Genomic DNA, 25,572 nt, shown 5'->3' with positions numbered 1-25,572 from the left:
AAGATGAGATTACTTACGAGAATGCTTACTTCCTTTAAGTGCAAACGATGTTGTCATGAGTACTGCACCTAATGCGCCTAGTCCCAAGCTACTCACATCACCAGTGTTTGGTAGGCTTGATTTACTTGTTTGGTTCGTTTGTGAACTTTTATCAGACTGATTAGCCTTAGAACTTGTTTGGGTATTGGTTTTTTGTGCAAGCTTCGTCTGTACGACTGGGCTTATATTTTCCTTTTGACTTGATACTTCTCTTGCCTGAGTTTTTGCTGCTTCAGAAGTTTGATTTTGAGGAAGAATCTTATTCAACTTCTCAGCAGTCTCCTGACCTTGTTGTTGGGCAACACCTGTCGCATTGGTCATGCTTTGTGTCGGTTGTTCTTCTGCAGACTGGTTAGCAACAGAAGTATTTGTTTTAAGCGATGTTCCTTCTGGGCTTGAAGTTTTTGAAGTTGATTTACTTTGATTTGATAAAGCTGTGTTTGTTGCTGTCAGTACTGAAGCGTTGGCTGCTGGTTGACTAGCACTGTTGCCTGTCGAAGTGCTAGTATTTGTAGAGCTTGAGCTACTTGTTTGACTAGCAAAGTTTGGTGGGGTAGGACGTCCTGTATTAGTCGTTTGACTTGTTGAGCTCGTGCTACTTGTGCTTGTCGTATCCTCAGAACTGGTCGAACCTGATTGGCCCCATGGTGTGTTAACGCTACCAGTATTGGTAGAGCTTCCGCCATAGCTAGTCGGTCCCCCATAGCCTCCGAAATTATCAGACATTGAGCTATTACCAAAGCCTCCACCTGGGAAGCCACCCATTCCACCTGCACCAGGACCGTTGTTTGTGCCTTCTTCAGTAGCTGTTGCAGTGGCACTTGAACCACTTGAGGTCGTGATGGTATAGGTTTCACCCGAAGTTAGGCTCTCGGTACTGAAGACCACATTTCCAAATGAAGACGTTGCTGTCGTTGTTGCAACAACATTTCCAGAGCTATCAGTGACTGTAATGGTGTCCCCTGCACTTCCTGAGATATTAGCCATAATGTAAGATTGGCTTGAACCTGTTGTAAAGGCCTGAGCCATTCCTTGGTTACCAATGGCCCATACGGTACCACCTGAGATAACACCTGTTCCATCATAGTCGATAGCGGCATTATCTGCACTTGTCTGAGCGACATAGAGAGAACCACTCTTAACAGTCACATTGCCGTTACTGTCGATACCATCACCGCCTGCCAAGATAGTTACCGTTGCACCATCAATATTGATGGCAACTTCATTTTCCAAATCCGCAGTTGTATTAGTCAAGTTTGACGTATCGGCACTATCCTTGGTCGTCCATTCGGTAGCATTAATACCGTCATCACCAGCGGTAATATTGATTGTTCCACCTGTCAAGTTGATGTAACGTCCTTCAAGACCTTCATCGCCTGCAACTACTGTTACAGTTGAATCACCTTCAATAGTCAATTCATCTGTAACCGTGATACCTTTATCAGTTGCATTAATGGTTACCGTTGAGTCGGTAATCGTCAAATCTCCACTATTAACATCAGTTTCGTCTTCAACTTGGATACCGTCATCTGTTGCCGTAATATTGACTGTTGCATTTTTAATGGTTACAGCTGTCGTTGCATTGATGCCATCCTTGGCCTCAGAAGTCAAATCAAGCGTTACAGAGTCAACCGTTACACTATCAGCCTTAATGGCGTGTTTTTCAGTACTTGAAAGGGTCAAGCTACTTCCAGTACCACTGGTAATGGTCAATGCTCCCGCTGCTTCGATGGCATTGGCAGAGGTTGAAGAGATAGAACTGTCTGAAAGGACATTCACCGTCAATTCTGCTGAGGAATTAGAAGTGATTGAGGAATCTGTTAAGGTCACTCCATCCAAGTAGATTGTAACTGGATCCGTCACGCTACCAGCCACAATAATAGTGTAACTTGAGCCATTACCTGTTAGAGTATATGAACCTGATTGATTAATGGTTACGGTAGTGCCATCAACTGTTACTTTGCTACTATCACTCGTTACCACAGTTGTCCCATTAAAGGTAATCGTGATCGTCGTGCTTTCTGAATCAGCACTGCTAGACTCAGTTGTTGTCTCAGACGTAGTATCTGAAGCATTGTTAGTTAGAACTGAGGCTGTCTCTGAAGCAGTCGCTTCAGTAGAGCTTGTGCTTGTATTAGTGCCACTGTTTTCATCTGTAGTAGTTGTTGCCGTTTCTGAAGTTTCATTAGTGGTTGTTGCAGCAGTTTCAGAAGAACTGGCTTCTGAAGTTGAAGATGTGCTTGACTGATTAGATGTCTCACTACTTGTCGATGTATCTGTTGTGTCGGATGTCGTAGTTATAGTACTTGTATCAGTGTCTGTACTTGTTTCAGTAGTATTTGACGCATCTTCTGTCTGCACACTTTCTTCAATCAAATCGGCAGTGGTTTCACCCGTCGCTACAGTTGAGAGTGTTGATTCGGTGTTTGCCTCATCGGCTGAAGCCTTATTTTCATTTAAGACGACCGAGCTACCAAAAATTAAGCTCGCTACTAGGACTGAACCCGCTGTTTTCCATTTTGATGATTTTTTAATGGCGTAACGTTCTTGTGTTTGTTTCGTATCTTTGTATGTCATATGTTAGACCTCTTTCTTACTTTTGAGATGCCTCTATTAAACACAAGAAACCTAAGACAAGACTTAAAGAAAGGTTAATCTTTCCTTAAAGTAAAAAGTCCCCAAGATATTGGGAACTTTCAATCTATAGGATAAACTACTCTAAATTCTTCCAACACAACTAGACTGTCCTGACTAAAATGTAATCCAACCTCATGCAACCATCTGCTAAAGAGGTTTTCATGAAGCTTTTGCCAGTAAGCTAGGGTTCGATCTCCTTCACCTTCCTTGTAGGCATGGTTTTCAGAAACCTCTTTAAATGGGATGACCTCAACTTTCGTCGTTTCAATAATACAAATAGCATTCTCCTTACTATCAAGAATGACGCTCAGTTCATTTTCCTTGGGCAATGGTTCATTCCCCACTGCATACAAGTCAAAAGCTGAACTGGTTGCTGTCTTTTGCCCCATCAATACGAGTTCTGCCAAATAATCTGCTTCCACGCCAAAGGCCCAGGCATCAATCTTATCTCCGATTGTCTGATTTAAAATTTTATAGGCTTGCCACATCTGGTATGATTTCATCAATCTACTCCTGCTTCTACTTTCCTTCCATTATATCAAAAAATGATAGGCCAGATGGCACTATCATTTTCATCTTAATACTTCGAATGTTTGTAACCGTAAAAGGCATAAATAACTGAACCGATTAGCACTGCCAAACCAAAGGCTAACCATGTCTGCCAACTGTACTGACTCATAAAGGAGAGACAGACGATAATTGAGATAATTGGTAAGACCGGAACAAATGGAACCTTGAACTCGTCCTTCTGTGGCAAGCCCTTGTCCTTACGAAGAATAATGAGGGCAATAGCCAAGAGGACCAAGTAAGCCAAGGTCGCAATGTTAACCAAGGATGCCATGTTGGCCAAGGAGAAGATACCTGCCGAGATAGCTGACAATACGCCTGTCAAAAGTGTCGCATGATGTGGAACCTTATTAGTCTTTGAAACCTTTTGGAAGGTTTGGGGAAGGAAACCATCACGCGCCAGGCTATAAACCATACGGCTAAGGGCATAGGCCATTGAAATACATACCGTAATCAAGGTCATAATTGCAACGACAGAGACGTAGTTGGCTGCCCAAGAAATACCGATATAGCGAAGGGCATAAGCCACAGCATCATCAACATTCAACTTGGTATAGTGAACTACTCCTGTCAAGACCAGCGAAACCACTGCATAGAGTGAAGCCACAATAATCAAGGCAAGAACGATACCTCGAGGAACGTTCTTTTGCGGCTCTTTAATCTCGTCTACGGTCATAGAAATAGACTCAAAACCAAGAAATCCAAAGAACATGAGAGAGGCACCAGCCATAATCCCAGTTTTTCCTCCGTAAATCTGACCAAAGCCAAATGGCGCAAAATCAGCCCAGTTGCTAGGATTCAAATGGAAGAGGCCCACTAAGATAAAGACCGCCAAGGCTGAAAACTTGAGCACTACCAAGAGAGAGTTCAAACGTAAAGCCTGCTTAGAATTCATAAGAAGAAGGGCTGTCACCAAGACCAAAACCAAGACTGGCAAGAGGTCAATGTAAGTGCCTTGGCTGGGATTAAAAGGCCCACTGATGGCTTGAGGTAACTTAAGACCAAAGCTAGCCAGTAGCCCCTTGAGGTAGGCACCCCAACCAGAGGCAACACTGGATACGGCATTCATAAAGACAATCATGGTCAACCAGCCACCCATCCAGGCAGGATACTCCCCCCAGACAGCATAGAGGTAACCATAGACACCACCGGCTGATGGGTAACGTGAGGCAAACTCGGCAAAGAAAATTGCTGACATACCAACACACACGGCTGAAATCAAGACCGAAATAATCAGGGCAGGACCAGCCAGAGTCGATGCCGCGGTACCAGTAATCGTAAAGATTCCTGTACCAACCATGGCACCGATTCCCAGAAGGACCACATCCCTAAGGGTCAGATGCCGTTTCATCTCAGTCTGAGCGAGACCGACATCCTTTTTACGAAAAATACTCATTTTTATACTCCATTTTTTGCGAAATACCGAACTATTATACCATATTTCTTAGTCTAAATGGACCTCTTTCTGTATTTTTATACTTTTATTGGTGAATGCTATGTTGAAGATGGGGACTTCCAGTGCTTACTTTTTAATTTTACATACATCTCGATTAAAAGGAGCTTGCTAAAGTGGTCATTTATCATTCTTTTTTGTTTCTCAAATCCTTACCTAGAAAGAATTTTCAATTTTTAGAAAAAAACATGAAAATCTTATGAATGCGTTTGATTCTTCTAATGAAAGATGTTAGAATGGGGTCATTAAAAAGGAAAAGGGGAACTTTTATGGAAAATAAAGTTCATTTTAAACTTCATAAAGTGAAAAAACAATGGGTTACCATTGCCGTGTCTGGTTTAGCACTTGGTGCCTCATTGGTTGGAGTTGGTGTCTCTGCTGACGAACAAGCTACAAATCAAGTTACCTCAGCTAGCACGCCTGAAAGCGTCAGTCAGGATCCTGAGCTTGTCGTCACAGAAACAACTGTAGCTACGACAAAAGCTGATCAAGGCGCAACCAATAAGGCAACTGATACGACTGCTACTGTCACAACTGAAAAGCAGCCAGTCCTTAAAGAAGAACAAGCAAGTAGCACTTACAATTTGTCTAGTGGCAAAACGAGAACTGCTGCTTCAACTTCAGAAACAACTAACACAGCTACTGACGTGAATAGCCAAGCACCGGAATCTGTTGAAACTGCTGTCGTTTCTGGCGGTCAATTCAATAGTGATGCTGAGGGCAACTGGTACTATCTCAAAGATGGGAAAAATTTGACTGGTGCCCAAAACGTTGACCATTTCGACCTTTATTTCCACGAGGATGGCAAGCAAGCCAAGGGTGAGATTATCACAGAAAATGGACAATCTTACTACTATGACAAAGCCAATGGACGTAAGGTAACCAATACCTCTATCAACATTGATGGTCAAGCCTACAAAGTTGATGCCCAAGGTCGTTTGACAGCAGTTCTGCCTGAAACGAACAAACGTAACCAGTTTATTGAAGACAACAACCACAACTGGTATTACCTCGGCAAAGATGGGAAACCCGTCACTGGTGCTCAGAACATCGATGGCTTTAACCTCTACTTCCACGAAGATGGTCGACAAGCTAAAAACGAAATCGTCACTATTAATGGTGATAGCTACTATTTCGATAAAGACAATGGACGTCGTGTGACAGGTCGCCAAGCTCTTAACAACGTCAACCATAAATACTTTGGCTTTTACTACTTCGACAAAGATGGCAAGATGGTCAAAGATGACTTCATCACTGAAAATGGAAATCTTTACTACTTTGATGCTACTGGTAATCAACCTAATTTTGTCTTTGTTTCGGATAAAGCTGGAAACTGGTATTACATCAATGACTTCAAGGCAACTAAAGGCTTCTCAGCCCCATTTGGTTTCCAAACCGAATTTCTAGACCGTAGCCAAGCTCACTACAAGACAAGTGTTCAAAACCTGAACGGACAACAGTATTACTTTGAACCAAAGACTGGTATTATGGTAACCAACCGTTATGTTTCTGACGATAAAGGGAATTGGTATTACTTTGGTAAAGATGGTAAAGCGCTTCATGGCTTTCAAACAGTAGACGGTAGCCTTCACTACTTCAATGACAATGGTCAACAAGTCAAAGGGGACTTCCTTTACTACGGTAACGATATCTACTATTTCGATAAAGATAATGGAAATCCAGTAACTAACCAATTTATCAATAGAGACAACTCTTGGTACTACTTCGGAGCTGATGGTAAAGCCGTGTCTGGTTTCCAAACCATTAACGGACAAAACCTTTATTTCCACGAATATGGTGTACAAGCCAAGGGACAACTGGTTACTGTTGGTGGCAAAACCTACTACTTCGATCCAAATACAGGTGACAAGTGGGTCAATCGCTCACTTACCTTAAACGGTATGGTCTATAACTTTGATATCAATGGTGTGGCGACTACTAAAGCTGACCAAACCACAAATCGAAATCAATTTGTTAAAGGTACTGATCAAGAATGGTACTACTACGATGCTAATGGCAAAAAGGTCACTGGTTTCCAAACTATTAACAAGGACCTCTACTACTTCAACGATAAGGGCCAACAAATTCGAGGAAAGATTTTCAACCTAGGTGATAACTACTACTTTGCCAACAAAGACACTGGTGCTGTCCTTCGTAATGCCTTCTACCATGATAAATCTACTGGTCGTTACGGTAACTTCTCTGAAAACATCTACTACGCAGGAAGTGATGGTGCCTTCAAGACAGGCTGGTTTGAAGTTAATGGCAACCGTTATTATGGTAGCGACTATTCTGATGACGACACACCTAAAGGAAACCTCTACACAGGAGTTATCAACTCTCAACTCTTTAGCCCAGATGGAAAACTCTTGACAAACGGTCTCTATCCTGAGTTCAAGCGTACTGGTGAGAATTCGTATGAACTTGAAGGTGTCTATGTTACAGATGCCGACGGTAATATCAAAGAAGGTCCTTATCAATATGATGGTAAGATTCTTGGATCTAAATATAGTAACGTCCGCCAATCACAATGGTCAACTTTTGACGAATGGGACATTCTTAATGGGCACCTCTACCATTTCGACTCAACACCAATGACCTTCACAGCACCAAATGGCCAAAAAGTGACCACAAACGTGGCCATTGCAACAACTAACAAGGCCCTTACTTATCGCGGTGTAACATTTAATTTTGATGCCAAGGGTATTGATGCGGCAAAAGAAAAAGCCATCCACTTTGACCAATTGCAGACGGATCGTAGCGGCACAAGTTATCTCTATGAAAATGGTCAGAAAGTCACTGGCTTGAAGACCTTTGATGGCGTCACTTACTATTTCTATGAAGATGGCCGTCAAGCCAAAGGCACAGAGGTCACAATCAATGGTAAAACATACCAATTTGACCAATTGACTGGTATCATGACACGTAACGCCTTTTCAAAATCATACAACTACGAAGGTTCTCCACGCTTCCCATACTACCCAACACGCTACTATGGCAACGACGGAGCTGCTCTGACAGGTTGGCAAACCATCGATGGCAAGGACTACTTCTTCCGAGAGAGCGGAAACCTTGAAACAGGACGTTTTGTCATCGGAGACAGAGCCTATAATGCTGATGACAATGGTGTAGTTGCTGACCGCAAGGGTGAACCAGCTTATCGCAATCGCATTGTCTACGATAAGGGCGATAACTACTATTACAATGACAAAGGTGAGAAAGTTACCGGCTTCCAAGAAGTTGATGGCAAGGTCCTCTACTTCGACGCTGAAGGCAAACAAGTCCTAGGACGCTTTGTCACAGTCGATAACTACACCTACTATTTGGACCCTAAAACAGGTGAAAAATACACTAACCGCTCTGTCCTCATCGATGGTAAACTCTATACCTTCGACAAAGACGGACATGTCGTGTCATAAGATGAGATGAAACCGAGACGAAAGTCTTGGTTTTTTTGTGGGTTCTTTTAAAATTAAATTTTTCGAACTTTCTTCCATAAAAACTGAAAAATTGTAATTTATACTTGAGTTTTTCAAGAATTAATTGATAAAATTTGCAATACTTTTACTATTTTTTTCACAATATAACAGCTTCCGAATAATTAAAAAATTATTATAGAAATATTTGAATATATAAAAATCAAATGTTAAAATTAAGGTGAAAAGTGAGAAACGGAGGATAGAATTATGGAACACAAAACTCATTTCAAGCTTCACAAAGTGAAGAAACATTGGATTACCATTGCTATTTCAAGCTTAACACTTGGAATCATCGCTTCTACCGGAAATATCGCTTATGCTGAGCAATCGGAATTATCTCTTACTAATCAAACAATAGAAAATTCCATAGTTTTTGAAGAATCAGCTATCAACACATCGAATACTTTCATTGATGAAAAGACTACTAGCCAGTCCGAATCGTCTCTTGAAACATCAACAAATCATTCTACGACAACCGGTACTTATACAGTCGACAACAACTCGAAAGTATCGCTTCCTGAAGATAGTACCGTACCATCTTCAAGTGAAGCATCTTTTGAAGGAGCTACTAATGTTTCTGAAGCTTCAAGTATTGAAACACAAGAAGATAACTCAATTACAGGAGGCAACTTCATAACTGATGAATATGGTAATTGGTACTATATTAAAGATAATCAAAAGTTAACTGGCTTTCAAACAGTGGATGGTGTTCCTCTTTACTTTGACCAGGATGGTATCCAAGCAAAGGGTAACTTTGTAACTGTGGATAATGAAACATACTACTTTGACAAAGATTCTGGTAGAAAGTTAACGAACCAATTTGTTACTGATGGTGGCTATGGATGGTACTATCTCGGAGCTGATGGTAAGGCTGTAAAAGGAGCGCAAACTATTGATAACTTTGATCTCTATTTTGATGATAGAGGATATCAAATTAAAGGTTCGCTAGTTAATATCGGAGAACAGACTTACTATTTTGATCCATACAACGGAAGAAAGGTTAAGGACAAAAAGATTTATGTCCATGGAGGTACATTCTATTTTGATGAATCTGGCGCTGCAGTAAAAAATCGTTTTATTTCTGATAATGAAGGTTTTTGGTATTACTTTGATAAAGATGGACATATGGTTACCTTCAGTCAAATCATCGATGGCTACTCTCTTTATTTTCATTCTGATGGAAAACAAGCTAAAGGTCAACTAATATCAATTTGGGGGAACCATACAGGAACACATTATTTCGATAAGGATAATGGTAGAGAGGTTAAGAATGCCATCTTCGAGCTTGATGGTAAGTCTTATGAAGCTGATGAAAACGGTATTGTTAAAGAACTCCCTCCATATCGTAACCAATACATTTCTGAAAATGGAAATGATTGGTCCTATTACGATGGTTTTGGACACAAACTTATTGGACTTCATAATATAGATGGTGTAAATGTTTATTTTGATGATAACGGAATCCAAGCGAAAGGAAAAATAACAACTATAGGTACAGACACTTATTTCTTCGAAAAGGATAATGGAGCAATGCGTACAAATCAGCTTTCTGTCATTCCTACCAGAGTGAAGAAAACCGTAAATGTTTATGGTACTGATATTGACATAGATGAGAACGTCAATATCACTTACTATTTTGGCCCAGATGGAAAGGCTATAAAAGGATTCCACACGATAGATGGACAAACCTACTACTTCAACGAGAAGGGTTGGGCACTCGATGGCATTATCCATGAAAAAGATGGCGACTACTTCCTCCAAAACTATCATTTAATTTACAATCAGTTTGTAAACACATACTCTGATAATCAAGATGATAAAACAATTACTGGTACCTACTATGTAAACGGTGAAGGAAAGGTTCAAGTAGGATGGCTTAACAAAGACAATAATCGTTATTATCTAGATCCTGAAGCAGGTGGAAAAGTCACTTACGGTTGGAAAGAAATTGATAATAAATTCTATCATTTCACTGAGAAAGATAATCAAGATTCTGCTGGTCAACTTATTCTCAATCAAACTTATCAAGATGGCGACATCTTAGTAACTATTGACCAAGAAGGAATCGTAACTCGTAGCACTGAGAAGCGTCAAACATTTGTTAAAGATGCTCTAGGAAATAGTTATTATGTCACTAATGATGGGACATTTTTAACAGGTCCTCAAGTGGTTGATGGTATCTCTCTTTATTTTGATAAAGATGGCAAACAAGTAAAAGGTCAATTACGTAAGATTGATGGACACATCCATTATTACGATAAACTCACAGGAGAAATGATGACAAATCGTTTCGTCACATTATTACTCGGAGAATATGTTCCAGAAGAAGATTATGAAAAAGTTATCCATTTTGGAATGCCCGCAGCTCCTGGAAGCGGTAGTGGCGACGGAGGGGCTTCTAGAGTCGCTAGATACTACTTTGACAAAAATGGCAAAGCAATAACTGGGCGTCAAACTATTAATGGTAAAGATTACAATTTCCAACAAGATGGGCGTGCCATCCTGAATAAAATGGTTGATTTTGGCGGTCAAAGCTACTTCTATGGCGATGATGGAGCCATGGTTAAAAATCAAACTGTTATGTTTAAATTTTTAGCTATAATGAGACAATTTACGGTTAGCTATCACTTTGATGAAAATGGTGTTGGCCACTACGTCCACTAGCATTAGTTGTATTTCTTTACCTCAATAACGTCTAATTTAGGAATACTACATCTAAGAGAGTCAAAACCACCTGTGAGAATGATAGTGTCTGTTTTTTAAAGTCAGTCGTACAAAATAAATGTACGGCTGTTTTTTATGCATACCGCTTAGACTTGTACTTCTCTATTTTCTTCTTAGCGATTGGGTATAACAAAGGATATCTGAAATTAAGGTAGCGTTTCTCACTTCCAAAGCCAGTTTCATAATCAATATTCAACATGGTATAGTGGATAAGGTTCGTCAATACCAGAGTAACTAGAGAATAGAGAACTGCTACAATTATCAGGGATATGACAATAAATGTTCATATATTATTGATTAAAGTTTTTGAAATATAAGTTTTTTATTAAACATAAATCACTTTTATGAATCCTCTAGAAAATCATAAAAAGCCCTAATTTTTGAATGAAATTTTACATTAACACTCGTAATGTACTATTACTATCATGTTTTAAATCATTTTAAGTATCAAACAAAATTTTTCAATTTACATATTTTTAATTTTTTGACTTTTATAATCACCTCTGTTATAATCATCATATATCAAGGAGGAATTAATGAACATGAATAAGAAATTACATGCTACTATTGGTCTTAGTGCTGCAATTTTAGCACTTGGTCTATCATCTTCTGCACTTGCAGATGAACAAGAATTGCCAGTAAGTCTTCCCGCTACAGAGGCTCTTGATAACACTTCTTTTGAAAACCTAGTTGTTGAAAACATCCCTGCTTCAGCCGTTGATGTTAATCTAACTAGCGAATCAGTAAGCACAACTGCTACTGCTAATCCTGCCACTGAGGTTAACTCAGCGAGCACTGCTATCCTTAGCGAGGAAGTAACTACACCTGCAAGTACTCCTACACCAGCAGTTGAAAATACAACTCCTGTAAGTCTTGAAGAATCAAGTCCAGTTGTAAACACACCAACGGTTGATGAACGTGTGTCAGAAGTTCGTATTCATCATATTCGTCGTACAACTGAAGCAAGTTATTCACAATTTAGCTCTCAAAAAGATGTGCTTTACACAACGATTAAAGTACCTGCATTCACTGAATACGACACATCTGCTTTTGCACCAGCAACGGTTACCGATGAAAATGGAAAAACATGGTATTTTGCTAAATACGACGATATAGTACTTAACAATAAGAGTAATTACGGCGCTCCTAAAAAAGGAATTGCTTCAAGTCCTATGATTGATGTTACCTACTTCTATGATGATGTTGACCTTGCTCCAACTGTCGCACAACAAGCCCGTTTTGTCGATGAGAAGGGACAGGAAATTGCTCCAATCAAAGTCAACATGGTTAGACGCGATATTGATTTAGCTTACTATGCCTATTTCCCGACTGCGCCTGAAACGATCCAAGCTAATGGTAAAACATATAAGCTACAATCAACTGATGATCAAGAAATTAAGTCACACAAAATTCGTATTTCAAATACTGTGACAATCACTTATATTTACAAGGAAGTTACTGAAGGAACAGCTGAAAAACCTGTAACACCTGTTACACCAACAAGTGCTAAAAAACTTCGTCTTCCTAAAGGCAATAACGGTGTGAAAACGCGTATCCCTGTTAACTACAAACACCAAACAAATTCTTCAAACCAAGGAACTACAAAATTACGTCTCCCTAAAGGGAATAATGGTGTGAAAACACGTGTACCGGCTAAAAAGAACACTCCTATTCTTGCAGTAGACTACTTATAAGCAAAAAAAAAAAAAAAAAAAGACAAACTAAACTCGTCTTTGTTTTTTTCATTCCTAATTAAAACAGCAGATTTTTTAAATCATATATTCCAAATCATAACTAGCATCAGAAAGAATACGTGCCAAAAATTGTTGTGTACGTTTTTCTTTTGGTCTGTAAAAAATGTCTTTTGGACTCCCCTCTTCGATGACATGACCACCATCCATGAAAACGACATGATTAGCTACATCTCGTGCAAACCCCATTTCATGAGTCACAACTACCATTGTCGTTCCTTCATGAGCAAGTTGTTTCATGACATCCAGAACATCCCCAACTAGTTCTGGATCAAGGGCTGATGTTGGTTCATCTAACAAGATAACTTCTGGTTTAACTGCTATAGCCCTGGCTAAACCAATACGTTGTTGCTGTCCTCCTGAAAGTTGTGATGGGTAGTAATCTTTAAAATCCAGAAGACCAACTTTTTTAAGTGCTTCTTCAGCAATCTCTTGCGCTTCACTTTTGGGAACTTTCCTAGCAATCACTAAACCTTCCAAGATATTCTCAATGGCAGTCTTGTTTGCAAATAAATTGTAATGTTGAAATACAAAAGCTGTCTTCTTTCGGATATCTAAAATATCTTTCTTTGATAACTTATCCAAAGAGTAGTCCTTACCCGAAATTCTTAATTGACCTCCATCTGCTTTCTCCAAATGATTAAAGCAACGCAAGAAAGTTGTTTTTCCTGAACCTGATGGTCCTAAGATGACAACCACGTCTCCCTGTTTCACTTGTAGATTGACATCAACAAGAACCTGACGATCTCCAAATGTTTTTGATATATGTTTAGCTTCTAGCATAGTGACTCCCTCTATGTAAATTGCAATTTTCTTTCTCCAAAGTTAAAGAGAACTTGAATGATACCACAAATGATTAAATATAAAATGAAGATGACAAAATAAGATTCAAAATATTGATATCCATATGCTGCTTCGACTCGTGCAATTGCGGTAATATCTTTTATCGTCATAACAAAGACAAGTGACGTTCCTTTCACAATATTGATAACTAAGTTACACAAATTGGGAAGAGCAGACTTAAGTGCCTGAGGAAAAACGATTCTCAGATAAGCTTGTCTTGTTGTTAAACCTATGGCTTGTGCAGCTTCTAGTTGACCTTTATCAACAGTTTGTAATGCTGATCGAATGATTTCCGATAAACTTCCTGTCGTCATCAAGCTATAGATAATAAAAGCATAGTAAAGCGGATTAACTTTGAAGACATCTATGTGACTCCCAATTCCTTTAAAAAATTGATTTAACAAACTAGGGAACAAACTATAAAAAAATAAAATTAACAGAATTGGAGGTGTTGCACGAATAAATGCAAGATAAACAATTGAAAAAGTCTTGACACCTCTCAACTTATAAATCTGCCCTAAAGCGAGAAATAAAGCAGGTAGAAAACTCAATAAAATTGCCACAACCATGATTCCCAGAGTTACCGGAACACCATATAAAGCCTTGATAAAGGTATCTATAATAAAAGTAATATTCATTTTTTACCTCTCTTTTACACTCAATTGTTGTTCTGTTATCCTAGAAATCAACGATAAAATTAACGCTATTCCCCAATAAACAAGGGCAACAGCTGTATAAGTCTCCAAAGAATAATTTCCTAAATGGCGACTAATCAAAAGATTCCCTTTGCCCATTACATCAATAAAACCAATCGTATAAGCCAAAGCTGCATCGCGCATAAGATTAAGTATAGCTGTTGTAATATTTGGTAAAGCAACCTTAAATGCTTGAGGGGCAATAATTCTTACAAAGGTTTGTTCAGAAGTAAGCCCAATACTAAGCCCAGCTTCTAATTGTCCTTTAGGAATTGCTTGATAAGCCGCTTTAAACACTTCTGATATCATTGCTGAGAATAGGAGAACCATAGTCACAAGAACAAATATCAATTTGGACCAATCATTAATATCTAATCCCAACCACCAATTAAGAAATTCTGGGACTCCGTAAAATACCAAGAATAATAGCACAATAGGTGGGGTACAGCGTAAGATAAAAACATATCCCTTAGCTAAATTCTCCAAAGCTTTATCCTTGGAAAGGCTTGCCCAAGCAATTAATCCTCCTAATAACGACCCAAGTAAAGTCGTTAATATGATAACCAATAATGTCATTGGTAAGCCCTTTATGACTTCAGGTAATGCTCCAAAAACTTTTGAAATGTCATAATTGACCATATTTTCTCCTAACTAAACTCACTTCAGAAGCTTATCAAAACATCATACTTTTACGACGTTACAATTTACTTATTTGTCTACGTATGAGAAGACATCCTCACCAAAGTATTTTTTAGATAACTTTTCAAGTGTACCGTCTTCTTTTAGTTCCTTGATAGCCTTAGTATATTCTTTTGAAAACTCTTCGTTCTTACTATCTCGATGGAAGAGTGGATAGGTTGGAATTCCTTTATAAGGGAACCAAGTCAATTTATCTGCATATTGATGATACGCACCATCTTTATCAGTTACAGCCTTTTCAAAAGATAATTTAATATCAAAGTAAGCATCATAACGATTTTCCAAAACCCATGCATAGGCATCTGAAACTTGGAAAGATTCCGCAGATGTTAACTCGATTGGTTGATCTTTATGTTCATCGTTGTAGTCTTTAATAACATTCCACTGAGCATTTTGTGGTGAGATTGGCACCAATCGACCATTTTGTTTTGCAAAGTCAGAGATATTTTTATATTTATCTTTATCATCCTTACGAATGGTAAATCCAATAATACTTGCTCCAATTGGATCTTTAGGAATAATAAATTTTTTAGCACGTTCATCTGTATACCACGCGCCCTTAGTACCAATGTCATATTTACCTGACTCTAAACCAATCAAAAGGTCATCATCACTGGTTCCAGTATATTCAAATTTGTACTGTGGAAGCTTTTTATCAATTTCCTTTAATACAGCTACCTCATAGCCATCAGAATTACCATCCTTATCAACAAAATCATAAGGAACATAGTTTTGAGTATGGGCAACTTTTAATGTTGTTACCTTTCCAGAGTCTGATTTTGCTTTTTTATCTCCTGTTAAGCTACGTCCAATAACTGTAGCCCCAATAAGTGCTACAACAACTACCCCACCAATAATCCATGTCTTTTTACTCATACTAATCTCTCCTTTTTCTTACAAAATTGCTGCTTCACGTACCCATTCAATACGCTCATGGTTAATATCACTTGGAATCGTGCAATCAGCACCAATGATTAACCCTTGGGTTCCATTATCAGCAATAATCTCCCTAACCTTTTCTTGAATAGCTTTTTTAGTTCCAGTATATAGAAGACCGTCTTTTCCATTTTCAAACCCACCAAGAACTGTGCGACCTCCAAAAATGTTACGGCCTTTTGCCAAACTAATTCCTTCAGGACCAACCGCCCAATTAATTACCTGAGCAGGATAATCCTTAAAGAGTTCAACGTTATTGCGGGCCCCTTCGTAGCCACAAATATGTAGAATGTTATGACCCTTGGCCTCATTGGCTGCATCTAAAACCTTTAATTCACTTGGAGCAATGATTTCCTTATAAATCTCAGTGCTAACACGATTATCTTGAATACTTTGAACACTTAGGTAAATACCATCAGCACCAGCTTCTTTAATCACTCTCTGACTAAGACTTGCAATGTCTTCTCCAATAACATCTAAAACATGCTTCAAAGCTTCACGGTTCTCCTCAATGTAATCTGCGATAAGATCATCGCCTCCTGAAACTTTTCCAACTAACCATTTTAAATAAGTAACCGGAGCGAAGATATTGTAAATTGCAACAATATCTTCAGGAAAATCAGCAATCAAACTTTTTACAAGTTCAACTTGTGCAGAAATCCAAGGATGATTTGCTCCTAAAGGTTCAATTGTTTGCAAGTCACTGATTGACTTAAAGTCTTTAAGAGCAGGCTGTGGGTATGCAAAGAAACCATCACTCATCAATTTAACAAAATCAGGTTTGACTTCTTCAATAAATTTTTTATGACCAGCCTTATTTTTATCAATAATTTCTGGATTTTCAAAACCATGTAACCACTCTGCTTCAGTAGTAAAATGATGCCAAAATCCCACCGGGACACGATCAACACTTTCTCCACGAAATGCTTTCAAAACTAACTCTCTTTTTTCTGACATAAGAATCTCCTTTTCTCTTATCCTAATATCAACAGCTAATGAACATACCTAAAATACTTTCAACTCCTATTATCACTAGCTGCTTCAAAACTGAATGACATTATCTTATCAGAGATTATCACATCCGAAAAATAAAGAAATGTTATCCCTAGCCATAAATATTATTTATGATATAGTAACCCAAATAACGTTAAAACCTATTGTTCCCTTCTTTTAAGCACATGTCCTTACATAGTATTATTACCGTCAGCTATAAGTAATTCTTAACACCAAGATAAAGAATTACTATCACAAACACCATTTAATCTCTAGTCTTCCTGAAAAATCACTTCTCTGACTAACTTTGCTATAATAGTCTCAAACAAATAAAAGGAGGTTTCCTATGACAACCTTATACGATTTTACAGTTTCAAATCAAGCCAACCAGCTTGTGTCTCTCCAGGACTATAAGGGCAAGGTCGTCTTAATCGTCAATACAGCAACAGGTTGTGGTTTGACGCCACAGTATCAGGGCTTACAGGAACTCTATGACAAATACAAAGACCAAGGTTTCGAGATTCTTGATTTTCCTTGTAATCAGTTTATGGGGCAAGCACCTGGCAGTGCTGAAGAAATCAATACCTTCTGCACCCTCAATTACCATACAACCTTCCCTCGTTTTGCCAAAATCAAGGTCAACGGTAAGGAAGCAGAGCCACTTTTTGATTGGCTAAAACAAGAAAAATCTGGACCGCTTGGGGCTAGAATTGAGTGGAACTTTACAAAGTTTCTGATTAACCGTGAAGGACAAGTGGTCGAACGCTTTTCTTCCAAAACTGATCCACTAAAAATGGAAGATGCTATCAAGGCTCTTCTTAATAACTAAAAACAAAAAAACGAGAGTGAAACTAGAACGACAATCTTTAACTGTCGTTAGTTCTGCTCTCGTTTTCTGCGTTAAGAAAAATAGTATAGAAAGAAATTTTGCTTTATTTTAGAACAAAGCTGTCAATGCTGTAATTAAACCAAAGATAATACCTGGTGCATTGGCCGCAGCAAGGGGAAGGTCACGTTCTTTTTTAAAGAGACCATAGTAAACCCAAAGGCTACAGTTGACTGCAGCTACCAATGGTTGGATAAAGTTTCCTTTATGACCAGACAAATTGTCCATGATTTGTGGTACGTATGATACATACATCATAACTGACATGAAAGTCGCTACCCAACCAAGGGTTTTCATTTGTTTATCTGACATTCGAGACTCCTCTTTCATAAAATTCTATTTGCCTTGTACATCTAGAAATATTTCAAGACATGTTTTAATGCACTAAAATTAAAACAGTGTCTATCTTACGCTTTAACAATAGAGAATGCAAGAATTTCGGGACAATGTTAAGAAGATGTAAACTATCACAAGATTGTGATAGTGCATTTAGTCTCTTATGTAGCGTTTTCATAAGAGAAAAAGACCTCGTGAAGAGGTCTAAAGTCAATGAATCTTCTATTTTTTCTCATTAAAAAGCACTGATATTAAGGATTACTGTCATAAATCATTCAGCTAAGAGTACTTCTTTGATGGTTTGCTTTTGGAGTTTTCTGTTGGATAGATAAAACAGGCTTTCATAAACCACAGCAAAGCCAAGCAAGGTCCAGAAGCAAACATTCCCATCAAAGTGATGCTCAATCTTTTCAGGAACTGTATCTTTGATTACACCAATCAAGATTTCCATGATACCGTATTGGTAAACCGTCCCAAGAACAAATCCTAGATAGGCCCAAAAACGATAGGGAGCGAGAATATGATTTTGACATTCACGATTTGTGTAGCCAAAAGCCTTCATCAAGGCCAAGGTTTCACGACTTTCTGAGACGACAATCCCCAATGACAAAAAGAGAATCGAGAAAGAAAGGATCAAGCCAATCATAATCATCATGGTTTGGATGATGTCATCTGTGTAATCCCTGAGGCCAAAGGACAATTGAACCATGGCCGCGAAACACATGGAGCCAAAGACCACAAAAAACAAGATAGATTTTCTCCCCCAAATCAGTGACGAGGACAGCTCTTTTAAAAAGGGGTTGTCTTTCTTGGGAGCCCTCTTTCTCCTTTTGACCTTGATCGGACTTGGGGACTTTTTCAATAAGCGAAGAGCCGGCGTTTGTAGTTGTCTTCTAGCATAACCAATCGCGAGAAGCATAAAGAAGGTCGTTGGCAGGATCACCAAAGCAAGCAAGAGCTGCCAGTGAAAGTGAATGGTAATTTCTGGCAAAATCCCCTTCTCATTACGGAAGTCGTAAAAATGTCCCATCATGAGAAATGAAGTGAAATAGCCAAGAAGCGCTCCAGCTCCAAAACTGAGTCCAAAGGCCCAAAATCGTTTCGCCAACTGACCATTGCTGTAGCCCAAAGCCTTTAAAATCCCTAATTGTTCCTTGTGGTCATCGACAAATTGTTTGATATAAAAACACATGAGAAGGACCGACGTCAAGGACAAGACGACCCCACTGACCATGGCCACCATCCAGGAAAGCGAAACCTGGGCATCATAGTAGGTCTGAATCATGGGATTGGTTTTCGAAATCTCCAACTGCTCGATATCCAAGTAAAAATTCAAGAAGAGATTGGCCACAAAGACCGCACAAGCCCCAATGATACTGACGACAACTAATTTTCGAATATCTTTTACTGAAAACATAGCTTACCACCCAATCTCATAGGCAGTCTGAGGCTGATCATTGGTCACAACTTCGGTAATCTTGCCACTATTGACACGAATGATGGTTCTGGCCATATCTGCAATATTTTGGTTATGCGTCACCATGATGAGGGTAAAGCCCAGCTTTTCCTTCAGTTTCCAGATATAGTCGAGAATCTTGCGCCCTGTTTCTTCATCGAGGGCTCCCGTCGGCTCATCTAAGAAGAGAATCTCTGGCTTTTTGGCCAAGGCCCGAGCAATGGAGACTCTCTGCTGTTCCCCACCAGACAATTCACTCGGATACTTGTCCAGCTTATCGCCAAGCCCCAAATCCTCGATGATCTGCAAAAAATCATGATTGTTTGCCAGGTCAGCTCCCATCTTTACATTCTGTCTGACCGTTAGATTAGGCAATAGATAATACTGCTGGAAAATAAAGGCAATCTTTTTACGTCTAAAGGCTGTCAATTGAGCATCCGTGAGTTGTGATAAATCCTGCCCTTGAATAAGAATATGCCCCTCGTCCACCTTTTCTAAGCCTGATAACACATTTAAGAGAGTTGATTTCCCAGATCCAGAAGGACCGAGGATAACCACATCATCCTGGTCTTGAATCTGCAAATCAATCCCTTTTAAAACCTTGGTTTGGCCGTAACTTTTGTGCACATTTTCTAGTTGAATCATTTCTTTCCTACCATTTCTTTGATGAGAGATTGACAAACCTCTGTCAGTAATCCAATCACTTCTTCCATGCTGAACTGATAAATACCAGAAGCAACCATAGAGGCCATCCCGTGTGAGTAGATAAATAGATGCTGGTACAAGCGACTAGCTTCCTCTACAGTCAAAGGATAGTCTGCAACAATCGAATCCAGAACCAATTGGTAACTATGATCCTTCATGGGAAGAAAATCTTGAAAGTGACGAATCGGCTCTTTGCTAGGATTTTGGAAAAGCAATTGAAATAGTTGGGGCTCTTTTGAGGCGAAAAGAATATAAGCAACCCCGACAGATCGAAAAGGCTTTTCATCTTCTAAAGCCTTGCGAATATACTCCACCACGACCATCTCCGCAGCACCAATAACCTCTGCTTGTAACTCAGCCATATTAGCAAATTGCCCAAAAATGACTCTTGGTGTAGCTCCCAGTTTCTCCGCTAATGCCCTAGCAGTTAAACTAGCCATGCCCTCTTCTCTCACCAATTGTAAAGCTGTCCCAATCATAGCCTCTTTACTAAATTTAACCTTGGGTGGCATAAGACTCCTTTCACGCAACGTTCGTTGCGCAACACATGTTGCCTAAAAGATATCATAAAAAGGAAAGGCTTGTCAAGAAAAAACTGAAGACCACAAAACAAAAAACCAGACTACCGATAAGAGTGGAATCTGGTTTGATAACAAGATTCTAAGGCAAATCATTTCCTGCAGCTAGGTAGATTTGGTACCATTCCTTGCGAGTTAGGGTAACTTCTGCTGCTTTCCCTGCTTCAAGGACATGCTGGGGCTTGGTCGTTCCAATGACTGCCTGCATCTTACCAGGATAGCGGAGGACCCAAGTAAGGGCGATGGCTGTCGGCGTGACCTGGTATTTTTTCGCCAAGTCATTGAGGACGTGATTGAGGGCCGCAAACTCTTCTTTGCCAACAAAATTTCCCTTGAAATAGCCATGCTGGAGGACAGACCAGGCCTGAATCACCGTATCGTTTAAGCGACAATACTCAAAGACACTGCCATCTCTCACAGCTGCTTTTGGCCCTTCCATATTGACATGAAAACCTGCATCAAAACTTGGTGTAAAGGCAGCACTCAACTGCAACTGATTGACCTTGAGAGGTTGTTTGACTGCCGTTTTGAGCAATTCCATCATCATAGGATTTTGATTTGACACTCCAAAATGACGGACCTTGCCCGCTTGCTCCAAGTGATTAAAGGCTTCTGCCACTTCTTCAGGTTCCATGAGGGCATCCGGTCGGTGAAGGAGGAGACTATCTAAGCGCTCGATCTGCAGACGCTCGAGGATACCGTCGACAGAGTCCAAAATATAGTCCCTAGAGAAATCAAAATAGGTAAAGCCGTCTTTGCGAATCCCGCACTTGGACTGGATCCACATCTGGTCCCGAAGATCCGGACGACGCTTGAGAACCTTACCCAGCAGGACCTCACACTGGCCATCGCCATAGATATCTGCCAGATCAAAAGTGTTGATCCCAATCGACAAGGCCGCCTCCACCAAGGCCTCCACCTCATCTTCACTCATCTGACTAATCCGCATCATGCCAAGGACAATCGTTGACAAACGCTCATTTTCAGCAAAATCAATATACTTCATCACTGCCTCCTTTTCTGTATCTCTATTGTAGTGAAAAGGGTTTCAAAAATCAATTGAGAAATAAAAGGCCCTCAGCATCAACTGAGGGCTTGGATGATTTACGATAGCTAGGTCACCTTTGATAGTCTCTCAGAATCCCTAAGATTCAAGACTGATAACACGCCCATTGATTGTATATAAAGAAATGGAAGATAAGATTTGCAATAAGAAAAGCTCTCTATTACTTCCAAAAGCTTTTACAGATTTCTAACATGGATGATACATTTATTCTTTATAATAACGTTTGGTAATCTTGTATTGTGAAATAAGGATATAAATATAGATGATGGATACAACACTCAAAGCCAAGAGGATATCCGTCTGGAAGGCAATCCCAATGATTAAAATTCCAATTAGCATGATTGGCAAGATATAATTGCTTAACTTAACCACCACTTCGAAATTTTCTTCGTAGCTTATCTGTTTTTCTGCCTCATCCATCATACTCATCAAAAATTCACGCACTTCCTTGGCATTGGCATTGCGAGGAATTGGTTTTCCATAAATCAGATCAAAGGTCTTACGATAGAAGATACCCACTAGGAAAAATAGGACAATCAAGGCAAGAAAAAGATAGTGCATGGTAAAAGGTCCAAAGATAAAAGGCAAGTTTCCTGTTCCAGGTCTATCCATAGACATCAATTGACTATAAAATATGATGACTAAAAAGTATGGTAAGATCAAGATTCCTTTAAAAATGGTCGCTAAACCATAAAGTTTTTTCTTTTGAACGTCATAGTGATATGCCTCATCTTCATCTTCTATTTGAAGCATCTTTTGATGGACTTTTCTTCCCCACATCAGTAAGCCCATCGTAATCATGAACATAATCAGGAATAAAACTACAGATCCCAAATAGAGTACTTCTTTACTAAAGAGAGATTGAATTTCAATTGGTTTTTCTGATCCGAACATCCCTGTCAGAACTCCAAGACCTCCTCCGATTAAGCAGGAAACTGTGATGATTCCGACATTTCTCCAAAAACGGTAACGTGGAGATCTTTTTTGTGGTTGCTTTTTCATAATCATTCCTCTTCCTCTACTAGACTAAAAACATTTTCCACAGGCTCTTTGAAAACCTGGGCGATGGTGATGGCAATAATAACCGAAGGGGTATATTCCCCCCGTTCCAAGAGACTGATGGACTGACGCGAGACCCCTGCTAGCTTGGCTAGCTCAGATTGGTTGAGCCCATCACGCGCCCTCAACTCTTTCAGACGATTTTTTAATCTCATAATGACTACCTCAATTGCTGAATTAATTCAACATCTTCAATACGAACTAATTTTGTCACCCTATGTTGTTTAATACCCCCACGGCTTAATTTAACCCAATCTTCATCAAAATCAACAATTTTCCAATTACTTCCAAAACCATTTAGTCTAATACTGACCGTTTGCCCTTTCAATTCTTCTAAAAGTCTAGACATTTCTTTATTTCCTTTCAATTGTTTTTCCAACCCTTTGATACGTTTGTTCAATCTTTTTATCTTCTTCTCTGAGCTTGCATAAACTATAAGCAGAAAAGGGATAAATAGAATCCATATGGCTCCCATAAGAATACCTCTCCTTCATTCGTCTAAAACTATTGTAACGCTTCTTTTTATTTTTGACAAGTATCTTTGTCAAAAAATAAAAAGAATATTGTCAAAGTTGTTGAAGATAAGATATTAGTAGCTCATCTATTCAAACCTTTTAGACTATCTCTCCTTCGATAAACGACTTGAAAAAATTGATGTGCAAGATATCGCTAAGAAAGCACCCAAAACCAAATAATTTTAGATACTCAGAGGTTTGGAGAACTGTCTTAACCTGAGCCTAAAAATTAAAAATCGAGGGCTCAAACTTTACTCATGGAACTTCGGAGAAAATCGCTGACATTTGCTATCACCTAAGGAAAGTTTCAAAATTCAAGCTATACATTTTCTTGGGCATTACTAGTTTTGAAATAGAAAAAACTAGCAAGATTCTTCAATCCTGCTAGTCATTTGTCTTATCATTATGATTTTGTTCAGTCAGTACATAACCGACTGACTAAGTTAAGGTGATTATTTGTCGCCAAAAACTTTGAAACGACCTTCAGTTTGGATGTCCTTATCTCCTGCTGGTGCGACGATTTGACCAAATGGTGCTTGGGCACGGAGTTTCCAGTTCGCTGGGATATCATATTTTTCAGCCAATTGGGCATCAACAAGTGGGTTATAGTGTTGCACGTTCATGCCGATATTCTTCTCAGCCAAAGCCAACCATGTTGCATAAAGAGCGATTCCATGACCTTGTTCTGACCAAATTGGGAAGTTATCTGCATAAAGTGGGAATTGCTCTTGAAGGCCTTTCACCACATCTTGATCTTCATAGAAGAGGATTGTTCCCTTAGCTTGGGCAAAACCTTTCAAACGTTCTTTTGTTCCCTCGAAGGCTTCTGCAGGTGTCACTTTTTCAAGCTCTGAATAAGCAATCTCATTCCAGAAGACATCTGATTCTTCATCCAACAAGATCACCACACGTGATGTTTGTGAGTTAAAAGCAGTTGGTGTGTTAAGAACCGCTTCTTGGATAGTATCAATCAATTCTTGATTTGAAAGTTCCACATCTTTTCCCAATGCATAGATAGAACGGCGTTTTGTTTGTAAATCTGTAAAGTTTGTCATCGTTATTTCCTCTTTATTTGTGATATATGTTAATTGTTAAAATTGTCAAGTTCACTTGTAACAACTTTGATTACAATAACCATTATATCCGTTTGAAATGTAACGTCAATGGTTACGACTCAAAAAATCACTAATTATTAATATTTTTTTCTTACCCGTGTCAAAATACCGTCATTATCCTCGAATGTTAAGACATTAGAAGATAACCATTTGACCTCAGCTCCACGATTATTAGCACGCTCTGCAATAGCAATCAAATCTTCCTTGTCTTCTACTTCAAGGACGTAATAGGCAAGACCAGACATATCTTCTTCACGTTTGGCCAAGTCCTTTCCACCCCATTCATTGACCGCTAGGTGATGATGGTAATCGCCTGAAGCAATCCAACTAGCACTTGGAATAGTGAATTTATCTGCTAACTCCAAAACTTCCTGATAGAAAGCTGAAGCTAGCTGACTATCCTTGACCGATAAGTGAATATGCCCCATGCGAGTATCCTTAGCTATCACAAAAGGTTCAACCTTGCGTCCCATATCGTAAATTTCTTGGGCTGAGAGTTCTTCTGTTACCCCAACGATGCGACCATCCTCACGAATATCCCATTCAGCAACAGGCTTGTCTCGATAGAGCTCAATGCCATTACCCTCAAGGTCCTCCAAATAAAGGGCTTCGCTATAACCATGGTCAGCGGCACCAACAAAAGGATAGTCCAGCTCAGCAATATGTTTGAAAACATCAGCCAGATCCTCGCGAGACGGCAATAAAATCGCCATATGGTAAAGACCGTAACTGGACTTGACCGCTTCCTCACGATTAGTTTCAATCAAGTGGACCAAAGGCTTGTTTCCAGCTCCCAAGATAACCTCTTTTTCCATTTGGGAGAGGATTTCAAGACCTATAATCTGTGAATAAAAGGCCGTCTGACAAGCCAAATCCTTAACATTTAGCACTGCCTCCGCTAAATAAATCTTACTATTGTAATCGTATGTCATATGATTTTTCTCCTGTGTTGTAATATTTTATATGACAATATTATACTTGGTTTAATTGTAATGTCAATCATTACAACCTGAAAATCATAACCACCCGTCTAACGGGTG

The 25,572-nt window shown here is 39.2% G+C and carries 22 protein-coding genes; 4 read left to right on the top strand and 18 right to left on the bottom strand.

The genetic code is table 11. The annotated features are described in order from the left end of the window. Positions 1-9 precede the first annotated feature (9 nt). The 3 genes from HMPREF2571_RS00805 to HMPREF2571_RS00795 form a co-directional block, all read right to left on the bottom strand. The gene (locus tag HMPREF2571_RS00805; protein ID WP_070846986.1) at positions 10-2,616 is read right to left on the bottom strand and encodes a carbohydrate-binding domain-containing protein; all 2,607 of its coding nucleotides are present in this window, start codon (positions 2,614-2,616) and stop codon (positions 10-12) included. A 119-nt stretch (positions 2,617-2,735) separates the two neighbouring features. Next, positions 2,736-3,179: an ASCH domain-containing protein gene (locus tag HMPREF2571_RS00800; protein ID WP_070846984.1), complete on the bottom strand. Its 444-nt coding sequence runs from the start codon at positions 3,177-3,179 to the stop codon at positions 2,736-2,738. Between the two features lie 74 nt (positions 3,180-3,253). Then, positions 3,254-4,639: an amino acid permease gene (locus HMPREF2571_RS00795; protein ID WP_037601034.1), complete on the bottom strand. Its 1,386-nt coding sequence runs from the start codon at positions 4,637-4,639 to the stop codon at positions 3,254-3,256. 326 nt (positions 4,640-4,965) lie between these two features. Here HMPREF2571_RS00795 and HMPREF2571_RS00790 point away from each other — a divergent pair, with 326 nt between their 5' ends. The 3 genes from HMPREF2571_RS00790 (at position 4,966) to HMPREF2571_RS10625 (ending at position 12,593) form a co-directional block, all read left to right on the top strand. Beyond that, complete coding sequence (locus HMPREF2571_RS00790; protein WP_070846982.1) at positions 4,966-8,115, top strand: KxYKxGKxW signal peptide domain-containing protein; 3,150 nt, start codon at positions 4,966-4,968, stop codon at positions 8,113-8,115. A gap of 267 nt (positions 8,116-8,382) precedes the next feature. Next, positions 8,383-10,839: a KxYKxGKxW signal peptide domain-containing protein gene (locus HMPREF2571_RS00785; protein WP_013990378.1), complete on the top strand. Its 2,457-nt coding sequence runs from the start codon at positions 8,383-8,385 to the stop codon at positions 10,837-10,839. A gap of 596 nt (positions 10,840-11,435) precedes the next feature. Beyond that, positions 11,436-12,593, top strand: coding sequence for a ribonuclease E domain-containing protein (locus HMPREF2571_RS10625; protein ID WP_013990377.1), 1,158 nt, complete (start codon positions 11,436-11,438; stop codon positions 12,591-12,593). A gap of 75 nt (positions 12,594-12,668) precedes the next feature. On the opposite strand, the gene HMPREF2571_RS00775 is transcribed toward HMPREF2571_RS10625, so the two are convergent. The 5 genes from HMPREF2571_RS00775 to HMPREF2571_RS00755 form a co-directional block, all read right to left on the bottom strand. Next, positions 12,669-13,433, bottom strand: coding sequence for an amino acid ABC transporter ATP-binding protein (locus tag HMPREF2571_RS00775; protein ID WP_070846980.1), 765 nt, complete (start codon positions 13,431-13,433; stop codon positions 12,669-12,671). Between the two features lie 11 nt (positions 13,434-13,444). Continuing rightward, a complete protein-coding gene (locus HMPREF2571_RS00770; RefSeq protein ID WP_013990375.1) occupies positions 13,445-14,131 on the bottom strand; it encodes an amino acid ABC transporter permease in 687 nt (228 codons plus the stop codon). Between the two features lie 3 nt (positions 14,132-14,134). Beyond that, complete coding sequence (locus HMPREF2571_RS00765; protein WP_013990374.1) at positions 14,135-14,827, bottom strand: amino acid ABC transporter permease; 693 nt, start codon at positions 14,825-14,827, stop codon at positions 14,135-14,137. A gap of 69 nt (positions 14,828-14,896) precedes the next feature. Next, complete coding sequence (locus tag HMPREF2571_RS00760) at positions 14,897-15,763, bottom strand: transporter substrate-binding domain-containing protein (protein ID WP_013990373.1); 867 nt, start codon at positions 15,761-15,763, stop codon at positions 14,897-14,899. Positions 15,764-15,781: 18 nt separating this feature from the next. Beyond that, positions 15,782-16,780 (bottom strand): uroporphyrinogen decarboxylase family protein, encoded by a 999-nt coding sequence (locus HMPREF2571_RS00755; RefSeq protein WP_013990372.1) that lies wholly within the window; start codon positions 16,778-16,780, stop codon positions 15,782-15,784. Positions 16,781-17,162: 382 nt separating this feature from the next. Here HMPREF2571_RS00755 and HMPREF2571_RS00750 point away from each other — a divergent pair, with 382 nt between their 5' ends. Continuing rightward, positions 17,163-17,645 carry a glutathione peroxidase gene (locus HMPREF2571_RS00750; protein ID WP_013990371.1) on the top strand — a complete coding sequence of 161 codons (483 nt, stop codon included), beginning with the start codon at positions 17,163-17,165 and terminating at the stop codon, positions 17,643-17,645. Between the two features lie 108 nt (positions 17,646-17,753). Here HMPREF2571_RS00750 and HMPREF2571_RS00745 read toward each other — a convergent pair whose 3' ends face one another. From HMPREF2571_RS00745 to HMPREF2571_RS00700, 10 genes are all read right to left on the bottom strand, one after another. Next, complete coding sequence (locus tag HMPREF2571_RS00745) at positions 17,754-18,014, bottom strand: SemiSWEET family transporter (protein ID WP_002885327.1); 261 nt, start codon at positions 18,012-18,014, stop codon at positions 17,754-17,756. Between the two features lie 295 nt (positions 18,015-18,309). After that, a complete protein-coding gene (locus tag HMPREF2571_RS00740) occupies positions 18,310-19,455 on the bottom strand; it encodes an FtsX-like permease family protein (protein WP_013990370.1) in 1,146 nt (381 codons plus the stop codon). A gap of 3 nt (positions 19,456-19,458) precedes the next feature. Continuing rightward, the gene (locus HMPREF2571_RS00735; protein WP_013990369.1) at positions 19,459-20,139 is read right to left on the bottom strand and encodes an ABC transporter ATP-binding protein; all 681 of its coding nucleotides are present in this window, start codon (positions 20,137-20,139) and stop codon (positions 19,459-19,461) included. After that, positions 20,136-20,711: a TetR/AcrR family transcriptional regulator gene (locus HMPREF2571_RS00730; RefSeq protein ID WP_013990368.1), complete on the bottom strand. Its 576-nt coding sequence runs from the start codon at positions 20,709-20,711 to the stop codon at positions 20,136-20,138. The genes HMPREF2571_RS00735 and HMPREF2571_RS00730 overlap by 4 nt, the downstream gene beginning before the upstream one ends. 148 nt (positions 20,712-20,859) lie before the next feature. Continuing rightward, positions 20,860-21,783, bottom strand: coding sequence for an aldo/keto reductase (locus HMPREF2571_RS00725; RefSeq protein WP_013990367.1), 924 nt, complete (start codon positions 21,781-21,783; stop codon positions 20,860-20,862). A 264-nt stretch (positions 21,784-22,047) separates the two neighbouring features. Next, on the bottom strand, positions 22,048-22,851 hold the full coding sequence (locus HMPREF2571_RS00720; protein ID WP_176745582.1) for a DUF3169 family protein: 804 nt from the start codon (positions 22,849-22,851) through the stop codon (positions 22,048-22,050). After that, positions 22,848-23,057 carry a helix-turn-helix transcriptional regulator gene (locus tag HMPREF2571_RS00715; protein WP_002885361.1) on the bottom strand — a complete coding sequence of 70 codons (210 nt, stop codon included), beginning with the start codon at positions 23,055-23,057 and terminating at the stop codon, positions 22,848-22,850. Before HMPREF2571_RS00715 ends, HMPREF2571_RS00720 begins: the two co-directional genes overlap by 4 nt. A 5-nt stretch (positions 23,058-23,062) precedes the next feature. Further along, complete coding sequence (locus tag HMPREF2571_RS00710; RefSeq protein ID WP_013990365.1) at positions 23,063-23,377, bottom strand: FlxA-like family protein; 315 nt, start codon at positions 23,375-23,377, stop codon at positions 23,063-23,065. A gap of 492 nt (positions 23,378-23,869) precedes the next feature. Then, entirely contained in the window at positions 23,870-24,472 is a 603-nt protein-coding gene (locus HMPREF2571_RS00705) for a nitroreductase family protein (protein ID WP_013990364.1), read from the bottom strand. 137 nt (positions 24,473-24,609) lie between these two features. Continuing rightward, positions 24,610-25,464 (bottom strand): VOC family protein, encoded by an 855-nt coding sequence (locus HMPREF2571_RS00700; protein ID WP_013990363.1) that lies wholly within the window; start codon positions 25,462-25,464, stop codon positions 24,610-24,612. Positions 25,465-25,572: the final 108 nt, after the last annotated feature.

It is taken from the genome of Streptococcus sp. HMSC068F04 (genome assembly GCF_001837455.1).
Classification (GTDB): Bacteria; Bacillota; Bacilli; order Lactobacillales; family Streptococcaceae; genus Streptococcus; species Streptococcus salivarius_D.
This window is presented reverse-complemented; position numbering and strand designations above follow the sequence as displayed.